This window comes from Bacillus sp. N3378-2at, from assembly GCF_033412715.1.
GTDB lineage: Bacteria > Bacillota > Bacilli > Bacillales > Bacillaceae > Bacillus > Bacillus subtilis.
This window is the reverse complement of sequence record NZ_CP117986.1, coordinates 1,495,381-1,511,622: the sequence shown is the minus strand read 5'-3', so window position 1 is coordinate 1,511,622 and position 16,242 is coordinate 1,495,381. Positions and strand designations below refer to the sequence as shown.

The 16,242-nt window shown below is 37.9% G+C and carries 16 protein-coding genes, 1 tRNA gene and 6 pseudogenes; 12 read left to right on the top strand and 11 right to left on the bottom strand.

Annotation, left to right across the window (positions count from 1 at the left end):
- Positions 1-28 precede the first annotated feature (28 nt).
- Positions 29-1,219 carry a DUF819 family protein gene (locus PUN35_RS08335; RefSeq protein ID WP_014479476.1) on the bottom strand — a complete coding sequence of 397 codons (1,191 nt, stop codon included), beginning with the start codon at positions 1,217-1,219 and terminating at the stop codon, positions 29-31.
- 172 nt (positions 1,220-1,391) lie between these two features.
- Between PUN35_RS08335 and PUN35_RS08330 the strand changes: the two genes are divergently transcribed.
- Positions 1,392-1,464: transfer RNA gene (locus tag PUN35_RS08330), tRNA-Val, on the top strand.
- A gap of 131 nt (positions 1,465-1,595) precedes the next feature.
- On the opposite strand, the pseudogene PUN35_RS08325 reads toward PUN35_RS08330, so the two are convergent.
- From PUN35_RS08325 to PUN35_RS08305, 5 genes and pseudogenes are all read right to left on the bottom strand, one after another.
- Positions 1,596-2,665: pseudogene (locus PUN35_RS08325) on the bottom strand (tyrosine-type recombinase/integrase).
- A gap of 21 nt (positions 2,666-2,686) precedes the next feature.
- Positions 2,687-3,185, bottom strand: a pseudogene (locus PUN35_RS08320) (ImmA/IrrE family metallo-endopeptidase).
- A 71-nt stretch (positions 3,186-3,256) separates the two neighbouring features.
- Positions 3,257-3,604, bottom strand: coding sequence for a DUF4064 domain-containing protein (locus tag PUN35_RS08315; protein ID WP_010329852.1), 348 nt, complete (start codon positions 3,602-3,604; stop codon positions 3,257-3,259).
- Positions 3,605-3,616: 12 nt separating this feature from the next.
- A complete protein-coding gene (locus tag PUN35_RS08310; RefSeq protein ID WP_014479480.1) occupies positions 3,617-4,138 on the bottom strand; it encodes a hypothetical protein in 522 nt (173 codons plus the stop codon).
- A gap of 362 nt (positions 4,139-4,500) precedes the next feature.
- The gene (locus PUN35_RS08305; RefSeq protein ID WP_014479481.1) at positions 4,501-4,872 is read right to left on the bottom strand and encodes a helix-turn-helix domain-containing protein; all 372 of its coding nucleotides are present in this window, start codon (positions 4,870-4,872) and stop codon (positions 4,501-4,503) included.
- Positions 4,873-4,959: 87 nt separating this feature from the next.
- Between PUN35_RS08305 and PUN35_RS08300 the strand changes: the two genes are divergently transcribed.
- The 6 genes and pseudogenes from PUN35_RS08300 to PUN35_RS08270 all read left to right on the top strand — a co-directional run.
- Entirely contained in the window at positions 4,960-5,313 is a 354-nt protein-coding gene (locus PUN35_RS08300; protein ID WP_206697861.1) for a helix-turn-helix transcriptional regulator, read from the top strand.
- Positions 5,276-5,467: pseudogene (locus tag PUN35_RS08295) on the top strand (helix-turn-helix domain-containing protein). The gene PUN35_RS08300 and the pseudogene PUN35_RS08295 overlap by 38 nt, the downstream one beginning before the upstream one ends.
- 167 nt (positions 5,468-5,634) lie before the next feature.
- A pseudogene (locus tag PUN35_RS08290) lies at positions 5,635-5,946 on the top strand (Bro-N domain-containing protein); the annotation flags it as partial.
- A complete protein-coding gene (locus PUN35_RS08285) occupies positions 5,943-6,128 on the top strand; it encodes a hypothetical protein (RefSeq protein WP_224588919.1) in 186 nt (61 codons plus the stop codon). The pseudogene PUN35_RS08290 and the gene PUN35_RS08285, both read left to right, overlap by 4 nt.
- A gap of 124 nt (positions 6,129-6,252) precedes the next feature.
- Positions 6,253-7,422, top strand: coding sequence for a hypothetical protein (locus PUN35_RS08275; RefSeq protein ID WP_014479483.1), 1,170 nt, complete (start codon positions 6,253-6,255; stop codon positions 7,420-7,422).
- A 402-nt stretch (positions 7,423-7,824) separates the two neighbouring features.
- Positions 7,825-8,972, top strand: a pseudogene (locus PUN35_RS08270) (IS3 family transposase); the annotation flags it as partial.
- A gap of 146 nt (positions 8,973-9,118) precedes the next feature.
- Here PUN35_RS08270 and PUN35_RS08265 read toward each other — a convergent pair.
- Positions 9,119-10,636 (bottom strand): glycosyltransferase, encoded by a 1,518-nt coding sequence (locus tag PUN35_RS08265; protein WP_031600382.1) that lies wholly within the window; start codon positions 10,634-10,636, stop codon positions 9,119-9,121.
- 65 nt (positions 10,637-10,701) lie between these two features.
- Positions 10,702-10,917, bottom strand: a complete 216-nt coding sequence (locus PUN35_RS08260) for a helix-turn-helix domain-containing protein (RefSeq protein ID WP_014479487.1) — start codon at positions 10,915-10,917, stop codon at positions 10,702-10,704.
- A 133-nt stretch (positions 10,918-11,050) separates the two neighbouring features.
- Between PUN35_RS08260 and PUN35_RS08255 the strand changes: the two genes are divergently transcribed.
- The 5 genes and pseudogenes from PUN35_RS08255 to PUN35_RS08235 all read left to right on the top strand — a co-directional run bounded on the left by PUN35_RS08255 (position 11,051) and on the right by PUN35_RS08235 (position 14,178).
- Positions 11,051-11,314 carry a hypothetical protein gene (locus tag PUN35_RS08255; RefSeq protein ID WP_014479488.1) on the top strand — a complete coding sequence of 88 codons (264 nt, stop codon included), beginning with the start codon at positions 11,051-11,053 and terminating at the stop codon, positions 11,312-11,314.
- A gap of 155 nt (positions 11,315-11,469) precedes the next feature.
- Entirely contained in the window at positions 11,470-11,742 is a 273-nt protein-coding gene (locus PUN35_RS08250) for a hypothetical protein (RefSeq protein ID WP_014479489.1), read from the top strand.
- Positions 11,743-12,142: 400 nt separating this feature from the next.
- Positions 12,143-13,099, top strand: a pseudogene (locus PUN35_RS08245) (phage tail tape measure protein); the annotation flags it as partial.
- A gap of 184 nt (positions 13,100-13,283) precedes the next feature.
- Positions 13,284-13,871, top strand: coding sequence for a hypothetical protein (locus tag PUN35_RS08240; RefSeq protein ID WP_014479492.1), 588 nt, complete (start codon positions 13,284-13,286; stop codon positions 13,869-13,871).
- 40 nt (positions 13,872-13,911) lie between these two features.
- Positions 13,912-14,178 (top strand): YgiT-type zinc finger protein, encoded by a 267-nt coding sequence (locus PUN35_RS08235; protein WP_049832638.1) that lies wholly within the window; start codon positions 13,912-13,914, stop codon positions 14,176-14,178.
- 88 nt (positions 14,179-14,266) lie between these two features.
- Here PUN35_RS08235 and PUN35_RS08230 read toward each other — a convergent pair whose 3' ends face one another.
- The 3 genes from PUN35_RS08230 to PUN35_RS08220 form a co-directional block, all read right to left on the bottom strand.
- Positions 14,267-14,494, bottom strand: a complete 228-nt coding sequence (locus PUN35_RS08230) for a hypothetical protein (protein WP_014479494.1) — start codon at positions 14,492-14,494, stop codon at positions 14,267-14,269.
- A 208-nt stretch (positions 14,495-14,702) separates the two neighbouring features.
- Entirely contained in the window at positions 14,703-14,855 is a 153-nt protein-coding gene (locus PUN35_RS08225) for a PhrK family phosphatase-inhibitory pheromone (protein ID WP_014479495.1), read from the bottom strand.
- Complete coding sequence (locus tag PUN35_RS08220; RefSeq protein WP_014479496.1) at positions 14,852-15,967, bottom strand: Rap family tetratricopeptide repeat protein; 1,116 nt, start codon at positions 15,965-15,967, stop codon at positions 14,852-14,854. The genes PUN35_RS08225 and PUN35_RS08220 overlap by 4 nt, the downstream gene beginning before the upstream one ends.
- Positions 15,968-16,242 lie beyond the last annotated feature (275 nt).

The window sequence follows — 16,242 nt, the reverse complement described above, 5'->3', positions numbered from 1 at the left end:
TATTCTCAGGGAAATGCAAATATCCTTTTTATAAGAAGGAAGAAAACCAATTTCCCATAAAAGTGCCAACATAGTTGCCGATTAAGTAGCCGAGCGTACCGACAAGCATGATCGGGGCGACAAGATCCCGCCATCCCTTGGCAATTGCCATCGCAGCCGCAGTCGTCGGTCCCCCGACAGTAGCATTGACGGCGAGCAGAATTTCTTCAAGCCGCACACGGAACAATTTTCCGGCAGCTAAGGAAACCGCTAAATTGCTAATCGCAATGATAAACACGAATAATAGAATAAGAGGCGCATTCGTGACGATTAAGCGGAGATCTGCAGGAATGCCGATCACCACAAAAAACAAATAAATCAAAAAGGTTCCAAGCTCCTGAGATCCATTGAGCCTTTCAAAAAAACGCGGGAAAAGAAAAATGATAAGAACAGTTAAAGACGTAAGCACCAGGTACTGATCGCCAAGCGTACCGGTCAGCAGGGGATGAGAAAAAATGCTTTTAAAATAACCGGAAACCTTCATACTAACCGCAACAAGTGCGAAAGCGGCACCGGCATTAAAAGCGATATCCTTTAAGGAAATATCCTTCCGTTTCCAATAGCTTTCAGCACTGTTTCCGCTGTTTTCATCGGCTTTTACCTTCTCTTCAAACGGCATGGCATAATGCCGCTGAAACCATTTGAGTGCAGGAATGCTGATTAAAATAAAAAACAAAAGCGCCATCATAAAATTATCAGCCACAACGGTAGCCGACACATATTCACCAGGCGTCTCAAATTTTGCCGCCATCGCCGCAAAGTTGACCCCGCCGCCGATATAAGAGGCGCTGATCATCCCGCCGATTTTATCGAGATAAGGAATATGCTGTTTGAGAAGAAAAAAAGCTAGAATGCTCCCAAGGACAGTGCCAGCGGAGCTAATCAGAAAAATAAACAGCAAACGCCTGCTTTCCTTAAAAATTTGCCGAACATTGATCTGAAACAATAAAAGTGGTATCGCCAGCGGCACCACATAAGACCACACAGTATCATACACAGGCGACTCAACAGGAAGCACTCCTACATTTGTAAACACCATAGCACCTGCCAGCGCGATAATAGCACCCGACACAGCGGACGCCCACTTAAAGCGCTGCTCCAGCCCGATGCTCACTGCCGCCCACACCGCAATAAACCCCCACAATACCCATGCGTCATCAGAAGAAATCAAAGAATGCAAAACCCCATCACCTCTATTGTTAGAAAATTAAGACATATTATAATAGCCGGGGAACGGAACAGCAAGTCCAAAAAAAGTTTTTCTAAAAAAGCAGTTGACGAATATAAGGGAAGGTTATATAATAGAAATTGTCAGAAAGACAACAACATACCCAGCAACACATACATATCATGATTCCGTAGCTCAGCTGGGAGAGCGCTACCTTGACAGGGTAGAGGTCGCTGGTTCGAGCCCAGTCGGAATCATAGCTTAAACCCTTGCGTAGCAAGGGTTTTTTACTTTACTTATTTATTGATTTTGTCATCATTCATCGAGTTGGGACCGAATTGGAGGCGAAATTATTTTTTTGAGCTGATTTTGAAGAAGAATTTCAAAATCAACTCTGTTTTTGTGCTAGGTTTCTAGGATCGAACTGGTTAAATTGTTTTACTGTGCTATTTTCGAGTTTCTCGGTAACGTGGCCATAAATATCACTAGTTGTTCGAGCACTGGCATGTCCAGCTCTTCTTTGGATAGCAACTGAGACTTTCGCCAGCTTCCATGAGGAGAGCCACCATAGTATGCCGCAAGTCATGAAGACGAACATCTTTTAGGCCGTACTTCTTTTTTATTTTAGTCCATTTTGCGGTAGGGGTTGTATAATAGTAAGGTTTTCCTTTACCACTGTGAAATACATATTGATGTTCTCCGCCTTCCCAGGCATCGCTAAGCAACAATTTTTCTTTTTCATATGCGATAATATTTAGCCAACTCATCCATATAAAAATCAGGCATTTTAACGAATCGTTGAGAACTTTTTGACTTTGGAACTTTGACATGGGGTTCTCCATTAATTGTTTTAGAAATTGATCTATTTACGTATATTCTACCTTTGTCCCAATCTATATCCAAATGCCATTCGCAAGCAAGAGCTTCTCTTCTACGAAGCCCGCCGATCAGAGCTGCAAGATAATATAAACGACATTTAATATCTATTTCATACAACACTTTAATACATTCAGCTGCTTTTTCTGATTCAAGAAAGTTCATTTCCTTATTCTCAGCTTCAGGTGAACTCAATCCCTCCATAGGATCATCTTTTATCAATTTCCATTCCTTTGTTGCGGATTTAAACAATGCTTGCAGAATTTTAAATATATCTTTGATCTCCTAATCCGCCAGGCTTTCCATCTTTATTAAAGAGTTTCTTTTCGACCCATTTCTCTGCACTGCAAATGATTCGACAGTAGATTTTTCAGGAGCAATATACTCGCCGGCCTCTACTTCAATTCTGAAACGGTCCAGTTGATCTTCGAGATACTCCTGTAATTTCCGTTTAGACTTTAATATTTTTGGATCTTCGATACGAGTCGATTTCTTTTTTCTATCTCTTTTACCGTTTTCATCATATCCATTTTCGACTATTAATCTAAAAGATTTTTCACTGCGCCTTTCAATACTAACCATGTGGCTACCTCCTTGTTCAAATTAATTTGCTTGATAAAGCTTTTGATGCCAGAGAATAGAAAACAGTTTTCTTTTGTACATTTCAAGCCGTTTAGCTGTAAAAGGGTATGTGACGTTAAAGGTATCTCCAATTAACTTTATAGCCTCCGATTGCATGCGCGGAAACGAAATCTTTTCGAGCATGAATGTCGGTACACAAAAGTGATACATGAAACTATTGGCTTGATACTTTTGAAGCTGGCGGAACATACGATTCATATTGAATTGGTTCCCGCAGTGTTTAATCACATGCCCGAGCTCACGGACAAAGTCCTCCCATTGTTGTTGATGAGAAGTCCTTGAATTCAAAACCATGCTATAAAGACCATTTATACAAAACATGCTGCTGCCTTTTTTTCGTAGTGTATCCAAATCTGAAAAGCAGCCGCAATCGTTCCATGTCAACTTCTTCAGGAGTAAACATATTCAATTTTGTATAAATCTTCTTTACTTCTTCTAGATGAGATAACTGAATTGTCATAATAGCACCACCTGATGGGAATGTATGTTCTGTTTTTAGTGTGAAAGAAAAGCCCTTTGAAGGGCTCTTCGTTACGCTGCTGTCGTCGTTGTTTTGTCTCTTCTTGCGAGTCCCATTATGCCTGAGATAATGAGAAGAACAGCAGGCAGTAAGTAGAATAAAGAAATACAAATCAGGCCACCGATACCAGATATAAGAAGTAAAATTCCACCCAATTTTGCTTTCTTTCTAATAATTACAGAAGCAACAATACCAAGAATGGAGAGGAAGATAGCACCCCAACCTAAACCGATAATATCGCTTGTGCCAGATGAGTTAAAAGAGGCATCAAGACCACCAACAATTAATGCCAAAAAGGCTCCTATAAATCCAAAAATTCCACCAATTAGACCTAAAACAAATTCAGTTGTTCTTTTCATTTCAAAATCCCCTTACTTAACTGGTACTTTGATTCTTACTGCTTTAGTATTCATGAAGTCATCAGTTGTAACATCACCGAAGTTCAATTTGATTTCTTTAACGCTATTAACATCAATTTCTTTTCCATCAGGAGCTGAAAACTCAAGAACTCCTTCTTGTTTAACGCCGCCTTGAACTTCACCGCCAACTTCTCCATCAGTCAAGAACATGTTTGCTGATAATTGCATGCTGCCAATTACTGCATTTCCTTGGTCTGGATAGAAAGTCAGGACCTTGTCAGTAGTATTTTCAATGTTTATACCAACGTTTATCTTGTCTTTCATGATCTTTACATCGCCCAGGTTAACTTTCATTCCCAGAGCTTCAGCAGATTGTTTGCTTGCATCGACTTTTTTAGAGCCGTCATCTTTAGTCTCTTCAGTTTTTTTGTCTTTTGAATCACTACTCCCTGTAGAGACATCATCTGTAGAGCTACATGCTGCTAACGCAAGTGCTAGTCCTAAAGACATGAATAAAACGAACCACTTTTTCAACCTAATTCCCCCAGTTCATAAATTAGAATACCTATTAATAATCGGCTAAAACTGCCAAAAATTCAAGAGGATTTCGCCAAAAATGTTAATAGATTCTTAAAATCAACGGGGATAAGATGGTGAATTTACTTAATGGATTACCTCAAAATTTGCGGTTGAAAGAGAATATAACCTCATCTTTGAGGTTGAAATGATTTCAACTGAATAGTTTACCTCAAATTTTGAGGCGAAGTGTTCAGAACTAATTAAACTAAACAAAATAAAGCAATAATAATAAATAAAGAATAATGTGTTTGTTATGTAATTATTTTTTGCTTCAGTTGATAATAAAAAAAATAGCAATACTTTTGCTTAAAGGAATGTCAATCATTCTGCCCATTCGGAGATTTGCGACTTTTTTCTTTTTCTTTCAAATACTTAATAAAATCGATAGCTTGTCTTCGTGCTTCTTCTGAAAAATCAGATGCATCTTTAAAGGCGATTTGTAAATCAGGATCTTCGAATAAGTCACTATTAAAGCTGTTAGGTCTTTTGCCTGTAAGAATATAATCAGTAGTTACGCCATATAAATTGGCAATTTTCACAAGCATTTCACCATCAGGCTTTCGCAAACCATATTCCCAGTTTGCATAAGTTGACATGGTTTTAAGACCTAATTTCTTTGCAACTAGAGATTTGCTCCAACCCTTTTTTTCTCGTAATTCGGTTAAGACTTTCCCTGTTATATTATCCATATTTATACACCTTTTTTTCATTTGGTGTGTAAATTTTAACACGTTTTACACAAGATAAATAAATAGTTACACAAAAAGAGTAAAAATATGTTGACTTACCCACTGTGTGTATATTATGATGAGATCAACAAATGTTACACATATAGAGTAAGGTGGTGGAAAGATATTATGCTTAGAAAACTTCGAGATACAAGACTCGCTCAAGGAAAAACTCAGTCTTACATGGCGAAACAACCTGGTTATAGATATGCTAGCGGCTATGCCAACATAGAAATGGGTCGCACAAAACCCAGCCTTGAGAAAGCCCAACAAATTTCTGAGCTCCTAGATGGTGATGTAAATGAACTTTTTTTGATGAAAAGTTACACGAAAAGAGTAAAACCGCAGCGTAGGAGATGTAGAAATGTCTCGCAACACAATGACCGTGCAGGAAGCTGCTGAATACCTCGGTGTTCATCATGACACGATTTACACAATGGTTCGTGAAAAAGAAATTCCTCACTTCTGAGTGCGCACACGTATTTTCCCCACTAAGCACAACATAGATGCGTGGATTGAAGCGCAGGAACAAGCAAATATGAAACAAGCGCAATAGCAAGGAACCTACTGAACGAAAATTTTCGTTTAGTGAATGACAACTTTTTCTAAGGAGGTTCACTAATGAACGAATTACAAAAAGTATTCAATTATCAAGATCAGTAGGTTCGGACAGTTGGAAAGGATGGACAACCTTGGTTTGTCGCAAAGGATGTCTGCAATGTACTAAGTCATTCAAATCACAAAGTAGCAGTGTCCCGGCTCGACGAAGACGAGGTAAGTAAAGTTTACCTCACCGATTCATTAGGCCGTAATCAAAAAACAACAGTTGTCAATGAAGCTGGTTTGTATTCACTTATTTTGACTAGTAACAAACCAGAGGCTAAACAATTCAAAAGGTGGATCACTCATGAAGTCATCCCGCAATCAGAAAAACGGGCGGCTATGTTGCAAATGACGAGTTATTCATCCAAACATACTTGCCGCAAGCTGATGAAAATACAAAGCTGCTTTTCAAAACAACTCTTCACACTATGAAAGAGCAAAGCAAACAAAAGGTTAATGTCGAGCAAGTGCCTATGATCGTTGCTCAGGCTGATGATCTGAAAATGATAGGCAATGACGCAATTATTGCAAAAAGAGACAAGACAAACGGTTGGCTCAATGGGGCGATGGTTTTATTCTTTGTAATCGCAGTTTTTCCGGGGATAGGGGGTTAAGGTATGGCGACAACTGAGCAAATAATACGCATGAACGATATTAATGGTCTGATAAAGCTAATCGCAAGCACAGACAGACGCACTTTCTACTGAAATACTAGACACAAACAAAAGGAGGGAAATAATGAGGGACCCCTTAGCTTATATAAACAGTGCAAAAATCCTTTGCTCTTTCCCAGTCAGATATAAGAAAGACATGAAGACGTGGATTCAAGGTGTTTCAATTAATGAAGAAAGACAAGAGATTTATGTAGCCAATCAAGAAAACACAGGAACAGTACTTCGTATTGATGTACGGGACCTTAATGGTAAACTTAAGAGTAGTAAAAATATCCCGATTGATAGTGGGTCTTTTACAGAATCTCTACCTTACTTCTATAATAAGAACGATCAACTAAGTTTTATCGTACGACCCAAAAATGAAGAATCTGCGGCTATATTCAACTATGAAACTGGTGTCTTAGGGAGCACCTTTCCTATTAAAGGAAAAGCAAAATCTGACGTTGATGGGGATTACTTTGTCACATCTGATGTATGGACTGACACTATTAAAAATATATACATTTACACTTGGGAGAGTGTAAAAGCAGGAAACCCTGTACTGGTTAATAGTATTAGGACAGAGAACTATGGCAGATTAACTGAAAAATCTCAGGGTATTGTTGTGAACAATGGTTATATCTTCATAACGCAAGGTGCTCAAAAAGGAAAACCTGCCATCACTGTATACAACACAGCAGGACAATTAGTAAATTCCTTCATCTATACTAAAAGTAGTCTTGCAAAAGCTGTCAATAGTAAATTCCCCGGACGGCTACCAGATGCAGTTAACTATGACTACGAAAACGAGGGCGGATGCAAGTACAAAGGGAGACTATCCTTAGCTCAGATCATTGACGGAGAATGCTTTATTTTTGTTCATAATTCCCCTAGAGGCGTTGCGTTAGAAACAGAAATCCCAATCTATAAAGTAGATACTGGCTACTTAAACGTAACTCTGTTAAACGGGTGTAAGACATATGGCGCTGACACTGTGCCAAGAATAAGAAGAATCGGCAATCTGGTAGAGCTAAATGGAGCACTAAAAAATGTATCCAACCTTAATACAGAATACCTTGAGTTTCCTAAGGAATTAGCTCCTGATCGTAACATACAGATGGTGCAGGTTACCAGTTCAGGATACCAGTGTAACTGGCAAGTTCAGCCAAATGGCAGAGTCAAAATTATTAATACCAGGAATCCTAATACAGGGTCAGGTACATGGTACCCATTCATGTTCCATTGGTCCATATAAAATATAGCATTTTATTAAGTGGTTCGGGACGGTGGGTTCCACGTTCAATTATGGGGATGCTCGGTTGCACTTTTATTGTTGAGTGTTATTTTGATCGTCACAATTATCGGCATCTTGCCTGGCCTCGGCGCCATTAGCGTATTTCTTCTTTTAGGAGACTTCGTTGGTGGTAAGCGCTTAGAATGTCCGCAATGTGAATTTAAGAACAACTTTGTCATGTATGGAGAACATAACGTAACTTGCCGTAAGTGTAAGCAGAATATAGCGATAGATTGGATGCGGAAAAAATAAAAGCCCTAGCCTTATTGGGACTGACCCCATAAGATGAGACAAATAAAAACACCTTCAAGAATTGAATACGGATGATTGTTATCCGAAATTAGACTTGGAGGTGTTTTTTCTATGGGGACAAGAGTGAGTTATCCGGTTGAAGTGAAACAGAAGGCTGTAGAAATGAGATTGGCAGGCGTACCTATGAAAGAGATCATGCAGGAGTTGAATATCAAAAATAATACGCAGATTAAGACATGGGTCAGATGGTATAAGGCTGGTGATACACATCGATTTGAACAGCCTGTTGGTAAGCAATACACTTATGGAAAAGGTCCGGAGTATTCTTCCGAATTAGAGAAACTGCAGGCAGAGAATCGATATCTGAGACAACAGAATGAAGTGTTAAAAAAGTACAACGAATTGGAAAGGAAGTTGATAGCCAAACGTCAGTCGAACTTGTAGAAGAATTGCACAGCACAATGACCGTGCAGGATATCTGTATTCATTTAGGTATCTCTCGCTCGTCTTATTATCGTTGGAAGAAGAATCTGAAGAAAGATCATCCCAAGCGCCATTTAGAAAAACAAATCGGCACGTTGTGCCGAGAGCACCAGTATCGATATGGATATCGAAAAATCACAGCTATATTAAAAAAGAGAATGTGTATTAACCATAAAACGGTTCAGCGTATTATGCAGAAAAATCAGTGGCAGTGCCGGGTTAAGGTGAAAAAGCGCAAGAAGAATGGGCAGCCATATGCCGTGGTCGACAATATATTAGATAGGAACTTTCAATCTGATCATCCTCTTGAAAAACTAGTAACAGACATCACGTATTTGCCTTATGGACAGAAACAATTGTACCTTTCCAGTATATTGGATGTATATAATGGAGAAGTGATTGCTTTTACGATTGGAGATAAGCAGGACACAGACTTTGTCTTACACACACTTGATCAACTGCCAACACTGCCTGAGAACTGCGTGTTACATAGTGACCAAGGTTCTGTGTATACATCTTACGAGTATCAAAAAGCTGTTAAAACAAAAGGCATTACCATAAGCATGTCCCGCAAAGAGAAGCTCGCTGATAATGCCTCCATCGAATCGTTTCATTCCTCAGTAAAGTCTGAAACGTTCTATCTTAACAGCATTGATCGAACTACGACCGCCATCGTAGAACGCACTGTCATAGAGTACATTCATTATTATAACAATATTCGTATTCAAACCAAACTAAACAACCAATCACCGATAAGCTATCGGCAATTGGCTTTAAAAGGTGTTTTGATCCCTGTCTCAAAAACGGGGGTCAGTCCCTATTGGGTAGAGCTTTTTTCTTTTAATATACTTCATTCTCGCCGATCTTCTCAGCGGCTACATACACCATTTCATCTTTATGATGAAAACTCCCTTATGCGTTCTTATTTCGAAAGCTGTTTAAATAAGTCGAGCCAGTTCTTCTTATAGCGAGCATAACTAAATCGTTTGTATACATCTAACGAATTTTTGGCAAACTTTTTCTGCAGCTTACTGTCTTTCATTAATTCGATCACTTTTTCTGCAGCTTCTTCATAGTTATTATATTCTACTAAGTACCCATCTTTCCCATCTCTAATGAGTGTTTCCGGACCGTACTTCGTTCTGTAACTCACTACGGGCGTTTGATTGGCTAGACTTTCCATAATTACTAAGCAGAATCCTTCGAATCGAGATGTCATAATAGACAGCCCGTGTTTTTGAATTTCTCTATTAACGTTATGAGTAAACCCATGTATATGAACGTTATTTTCTAAATGCAGATCCTTTATCAACGCTTGTAAATTTTCCTTCTCTTTTCCATAACCAAAGATATGATACTCGGCGTCTTTAATTTCGTCGACCACAATACGGAAAGCACGAATTCCGTCCGCAATATTTTTACTGTCCTCCAAGCGAGCTAGTGTTATGGCCGATTTAGGGTTTCGTTCAATAGACTTATCTAATATCGCGCCTTTATCTAGAGTAACAGCATGAGGAATTACAACAAATCGCTCATCCGTTCCGTAATCTTCCTCAACATCTCTTTTTTGCTCTTCAGTTAAGAAAACAATCGCATCGAATTCGTCTTTGTGGTCAAATATCTCTTTGTACACGCGTCTGTATGGAGACCCTTTAACGTGCGGTTTATCAAGATGTGTATTATGTAGTGTTACAATTTTGTGACAATCGTTTCCTACCTTGCGGAAAACATCTAATAAACCTAATTCATCCAGCATTAAAAACGGATTCGTGTAATCCTTTAGGATAGACTCAACCCAATAGACGTGTGCATCAGTTATATGATTGAATGCCTTGTTAATTCCAGCATGAAGAACACACTTTGTTCGTTTCCCTGAAGAGTTTACCCAAACAGATAAATAACAATTTCCATTAATGTCATAGTATTTTTCAAACGCGGGCTTGTTGTTCTGAAGATTATATATAATCTCACGTCTTTTTCTGCCATTAAGATCATATTCAACTCTATGAGTACGTTGAAGATTAAGGTCACGGTAATCAATGAACTTAAGTCTCATTTTTTCGTCGAACAGCTTGTACTTTACGTAGTTGCCTTCTTTATCATAGTATCTGTAGCCGTTTGTATTAGGACGATCGTCGTCTATATAGTGGGAGAAGCCATCCTCGAACAACTCAACCTCTGGAGAACTAACGTTATCGGAAAGGTGCCCAGGGAGGTTGTAGAAGTGCTCGTGAAAATTGTATACCTCAATATTCTCCGCAAGCCTCTGTCTTTTTTTCATCTTCGAGATTATATGCGCATGATTATTTTGAAAATTAAGAGTAAGAAATGATACAGCCCCTCTTTCAGTAGCGACCATATTGGCGCGTCTTTCAGTTGCAAGAGCCATTCCGGATCTAACTTCGTCTAAGAAATCAATAAGTATAAAATTGTGGTTCATAAAACTCTCCTTAATAATTTATTAATTCCATTATATATTAAATTCATAGGTAGGTGTTAGTCGCATTACCTAATATTCTCTATTTCGATAATTTCCCGAATATCATCGATCTCAAATGTATTTACAATTCGCTCTAAATGATCGATTGAAATACGGACCACGTGATTTCGAGAAAGTTGTGAAATCGCTGCAGGTCTGATACCGACTTTTTCGGCGAATTCCCCTTGGTTTAGTCCATATCGATCCATTAGCATGTCAATTCGAAGAACTACTCGTCTCACTACTACGCCTCCATTCGTTTTATTTAATTATAGTACAAAACTTCATTTTCGCAAAAGCGTAATTTGTTATTGACGATTAATTCGCGTATGAGTAAAAGACGTATTAACAAATATACGTAAAGGCGGAATTGTTATGCATTACTTAGCGGAACACCAAACGTTCGACTCGACGGATCAACTTAACGAATCTGTTTACGAACATATCAAACGCAATACATACGAGCTTAACGATACGGATCGCCGGGCGCTGAATAAATTAGCGGGGCTCGGCATCGTAAAGAAGGTTGCTACTACGCGGAAGATTAACGGAGGAAAAGGCGCGAACATCATCGTGATCCTGCCGGTTAATAACGCTAGTGAAGCCGAGGATGACCAATCGACAATGTCCAATCGCTGACAAGCCGAGAAGCCTACGGAGCCAACAGTTGAAGCGCCGAAAACGAACCATCGGATTTAATTAAGCGTTCTAAAAACAAAAATAACGTATTAGATACGGCGACTGTACTGGCTGAAGCGTTAAAAGGCGCGCTGCCTAACGAAATCTATAACGCAATGGCTCGCTACTTTGACGCAGATAAAATTTATAAATATTACGGAATTCTTTTGCGCGCTAAAGCAAGTGTAGACAGAACGATCAGACTCGAAGATCATGCGGCGCCATTCGTAGAAGCGTGGCACGCAACGATTATGAAAGCGAAATCGCACGAAATTAGACGTTTCGACGACTACCTATACGCTGGGTTTAGGAAGGCGGCTTGGACAGTTAAGGTGCGCTTAAACCGTGGCGGATCGCTTATGGAACGTTTCAGAAAGGCGTTTGAATAATATTGCGGGTTACGGTACGTGGACTTGCGCGGTGGCGGTGCTATACGCTATAGTTCGTAATATCGAAATAAAAACTGTTTGACTTAACGATGACTTAACGCTGATATACCAACGTTTGACTTACCGATTGACTTATCGGATCACTTGCGGCTACCTTGACAGGGTAGAGGTCGCTGGTTCGAGCCCAGTCGGAATCATAGCTTAAACCCTTGCGTAGCAAGGGTTTTTTACTTTGCTTTAATAAAGGCGGTTTATCAAATTCGGAGTTGTTGGCAAACTTGATTTTTGGCTTCGAATTCATTAACCTGTATAGCATCAAAATTGTTGGGAAATTCAGCTGTCTTATCAGCTAATTTTATTGTTGCATGGCCATATCTATCGAATGTAGTTTGATTACTGGAAAGCGACACAAGATAAGATTGATGAAATCGACAAAGAAGATGCCGAAGCTAAGTATCAGAAGGAATTAAAAGAGAAGAATCAAGCCATCCAGGAAACCAAAGATAAAATTAATAAGCTTTCAATGGATGATTCTGATGAAGCGAAAGCTCAAGTCAAAGACCTGGAGAAACAGCTTCAAGAACAGCAGGAAGCATTAGATGAATTCATTAAAGACCGCAGCAATACAAAATGGAAAGAAGCTCTACAAGATCAGCTTGAAAAAGATCAGGACGCCATAAATGATAAGTACGACATTTTAACGAAATGACGAAAGAGCATTTAAGAAGATTGAAGACAAACTTATGAATGGAAAGATAACTGATATCACCAAGCAATTTGAACGAGTTTTCAAAGTTTATTAACAGTAATATGGAGTCTATCGGTAAGAGTATTTCAAACAACCTTGTTGATAAGCTAAAAGAGGCTTCAAATGCACTCTCCGCAGTAGTAAGGGAACACAACCGTTAAAAAAGTATCGTCATTTGATACAGGCGGATACACAGGAACAGGCTTAGGTGCTGGCAAGCTTGCATTCCTGCATGACAAAGAACTGATCTTAAATAAGACAGATACTGAGAACATGCTTCAAGCTGTAAAAGAAGTACGTAAGTTGTCTAAAATTGATTTAGACGCTGAAAAGCAAGTTAAACCTGACCTAAGCAAGTACAAAGATATTCTAAGTTCTGTATCGTTTGCAGCTGGGAAACTTGGATTGCCAAACCTAAATGCAAATGTAAAGACGAATGTTCCAAATTCCATAGTGAACAATAACACTGAAAACTCAACGGTTAATAATGATGTAAAACTCCAATTTACAATCACTGAAGCCAACAATGCAAAAGAAACAGCAAGCTTAGTTTATAAACAATTAGCAAATGGGCTTAGAAATTCTGGACTTAATTTTAATATGAATTAATACATTTTGGAGAGAACGTTGCGAATCGTTTTCTCCGATCATTTTTTGTTCAAAATCTGTACATGTAATACGTTTGCCACCTAATGATGCAAATTCAATTTGACTACAAAACTTGTTTTTATTGTAAATTAATAAGGAATAATGTAGAATTATAGGCAATTAATGTCCTCTGGGGGGGAGTTACTTGCCAACTGAAAGAACTGATGAGTTTGATTTTGTAACGATTGATGAAGTCTTTGTACCCCAAATTGTTCAAACTAAAGATGGGGTTAGCTATGTTATTGAAACAGAAGACATAATTAGTCTTACCGAAGAACAATTCAACCAAGTGAAGAGTGAAGTGTTAAAAAGAACATCTTCCTCTGTTGAAAAAAATGGTGTAGATATTAAAACATTAACTCATGAACAGGTAGAGGCTATTTTAGACGAGATTTTGAATATAGTAGGAAATTCTGAAAACCCTTTTGCTGACGGATTAATAAATCTTTCTGGTCATGTACAATTTGATCACATGAACAACCCAAGTTTATTAAAAGATAGAGGTTGGTATCATGAGGACAATGATGAAATTAGGAAAGAAATAGTAAGTGCTGTTAAAGAAGCATTTGATGTAGAGAAAGCTAAATTAAAATTTAATCCCAAAACTAAGAAAACCAAGCCAACGTTTACTTTTACAATTCTAGGGTATAAACGAAATAAGGATAAAGGTAAATTATCTGTTGTGGTTATAAAGGATTCAGAGGACTCTGTTCTTGTAGTAACCATTTTATGATGGTACTATTATGTAAAGACCCGATTAGGGAGGGGAAAATATGGCGACACTAACTGTATCTGCAAGTAAAGTTGGTGGTAGTATTAGACCTGCTAAAATGTTATGTGAATGTGGTGAAAAAGCATCTCTTAGCTACTTTAACAAAATTGGCCGTTTTGGTAATTCTTTTGTGACGGTGAAGAATGTGCCGGTCTACAAGTGCTCAGAATGCGATGAAGAAATCGTTAGAGGCGCAGATTCATTAAAATTTTTTGAAAAAACTAAAGAAGCCGTAAAAAAAGGTTTAACCGAGATTGAATTTGAATAAGTTTTCCTACATAAAAGTTATCTAACTATGGATTATATATAATTGCTACTCCCTATGAAGGAGTAGCATTTTTTTGGATTAAGAGCTTTTATTGATGAATTCGATAGCCACACTCGCAAATAAAATGTACATGTTTATTGCCAAGCCAATTACAGACATAATTAGTCGATTTTCTTTGACATGAAGGGCAAGGTACGCCAGGTTTAATATTAGGTTCGCCTTCATACTGTTCATAAATCTCTAATACATCATCAAACATTTTAAGAACTCTTTTTAGTTCCTCATCAAGCTCTTTTGTATTTATTTCTTTGCTCATCTTTTTCACCTCCCCACTTAGTAGTCTAAGTTCTTATCTAATACAAAAAAGCCCATTATAGGGCTGTTCTTTAGAGGTCTGCTTTTTTACGCTGATGGGGTCTGATAATAAGCTACAACTCCTATTATTGCTAACACGATAAATACGGCTAGGATGCTCCACAAGGTTATTTTAACGCCTTTTGTCATCTTATGCCCCTCACTTTTTATTAAGTTCCAACTGGTCTTTCTGCAATCTGGATATCAGTTCCGACTGGTTTTTCACTAAATTGAATGTCTGACTGAGTAAACAAACTAGCACCAGCAGCTAACCCACTTAAGATAATAGCTGTAACAGACACACGAAGTATTAATCTTTTCATCCTATTCCCTCCAACTGCCTCATTTTCTTTTCGGCTAAAATAGCTCGCTTAGAAAATTCAAGAGCATCCTTATAACATTCTTTCTCCTCGCAGTACTGAGAGATAATCAAGGAAAGATCAAGAACACTGTCTAAGTCATTCTTTTCTTGAAGGAAATGAATGTAACTCCAACATTGCTCAATGGTTTCGTTTTGATTATCTTGAAGAAGTGCATAAATGATGTTTATTTTAGCCTCATACACTTTATTCTCTTTCTGGGTTAAATTTTCCTGTCCTTTTTTGTAATAATATACAGCTTTATCTTTTTGATCCATGAGGAATAACTCTTTGGTAGCCATGTAAAGAGAGTTAATGTAATAAACTGATTGTCGCCACTCTTTATTTCTTATGGCTTTTCTCAGTGCGTTGAGACAGTCTTGGGATCTGTTTGCTGCTGAGTATGTAATACTTAAATTGTGGTGAATTTGCGCTTCGAAAAATTTATCATCAAGCTCTTTTGAAATTCTAATGGCTTGGAAATAAGCTTCTTCAGCTTTATCAAATTGGCCTAGATCTGTATAGTTAGTTCCGACAACCATAAGGGCAGTTGCATACTTCCTTTTATAATTTTCATTCCCTTTATAAATGTTGAGTGCGTTGTTTATATAATTTAATGAAACAATACTTTGCCGGAGCATCATGTACATTGACGCAACTTTAGAATAAAATTCAGCAGCTTCAATTTCATCGGGAATGATCGATAGCTTTTTCTCTGCGATTTTAAATAAGCTTATGGCATTCTCAAAATTTCGATTGTAGGATTCGTATAACGCTTCAAACAAAAAGAAGTAGTACTCAATCATGTTATCTGTTTTTTGAATTTCTCTTGCATGTCTTTTGTTGAAGTATGAATGCTTTGGAAAGTCTGTCCCTTTTACTTGATACATCATCATTTTATGCCTCTCTTCAAGTAGAGAGTAATACATCAATACTTCCTGGTCTTCTTCCATGTCATCAAATAAAGATTTGACTTCTTTAAAATATTTTTCAGCAGCCTCAACATTCTGCTGTTTTATGGCCATATACCATTCATTTAAGAAATTAGCAACATATTCAGAAGCAAGTTTACTCATAATAAACCCCTCTTTCTGTCAAAATTCTAAATTATCAAACAAATGTTAACACAACTTTAACATTAAATGTAATATATAGAAAAAATTTTCGACATAGCGCAATTCTGCTTTCGTGATGACGCAATTAAACTCAAGGGATAATATGCCTAATTTTCAAGATACGAAAGAACAGATTGCCTAGGTCTTGTATATCGATTATAAGGAAATGTCCTTTTCTAAACAATGTATTGAGTATAAATAACTATTTCGATTGGAGGATTTCTGGTATTTGTCCG

What these genes read in the sequence shown, in the direction of transcription:
- PUN35_RS08315 (WP_010329852.1), bottom strand. Translation starts at nt 3,604, where the DNA reads ATGAAAAGAACAACTGAATTTGTTTTAGGTCTAATTGGTGGAATTTTT.
- PUN35_RS08305 (WP_014479481.1), bottom strand. Translation starts at nt 4,872, where the DNA reads ATGGATAATATAACAGGGAAAGTCTTAACCGAATTACGAGAAAAAAAG.
- PUN35_RS08300 (WP_206697861.1), top strand. Translation starts at nt 4,960, where the DNA reads ATGTTGACTTACCCACTGTGTGTATATTATGATGAGATCAACAAATGT.
- PUN35_RS08285 (WP_224588919.1), top strand. Translation starts at nt 5,943, where the DNA reads ATGAAAGAGCAAAGCAAACAAAAGGTTAATGTCGAGCAAGTGCCTATG.
- PUN35_RS08275 (WP_014479483.1), top strand. Translation starts at nt 6,253, where the DNA reads ATGAGGGACCCCTTAGCTTATATAAACAGTGCAAAAATCCTTTGCTCT.
- PUN35_RS08265 (WP_031600382.1), bottom strand. Translation starts at nt 10,636, where the DNA reads ATGAACCACAATTTTATACTTATTGATTTCTTAGACGAAGTTAGATCC.
- PUN35_RS08255 (WP_014479488.1), top strand. Translation starts at nt 11,051, where the DNA reads ATGCATTACTTAGCGGAACACCAAACGTTCGACTCGACGGATCAACTT.
- PUN35_RS08250 (WP_014479489.1), top strand. Translation starts at nt 11,470, where the DNA reads ATGGCTCGCTACTTTGACGCAGATAAAATTTATAAATATTACGGAATT.
- PUN35_RS08235 (WP_049832638.1), top strand. Translation starts at nt 13,912, where the DNA reads ATGGCGACACTAACTGTATCTGCAAGTAAAGTTGGTGGTAGTATTAGA.
- PUN35_RS08230 (WP_014479494.1), bottom strand. Translation starts at nt 14,494, where the DNA reads ATGAGCAAAGAAATAAATACAAAAGAGCTTGATGAGGAACTAAAAAGA.
- PUN35_RS08225 (WP_014479495.1), bottom strand. Translation starts at nt 14,855, where the DNA reads ATGAAAAGATTAATACTTCGTGTGTCTGTTACAGCTATTATCTTAAGT.
- PUN35_RS08220 (WP_014479496.1), bottom strand. Translation starts at nt 15,967, where the DNA reads ATGAGTAAACTTGCTTCTGAATATGTTGCTAATTTCTTAAATGAATGG.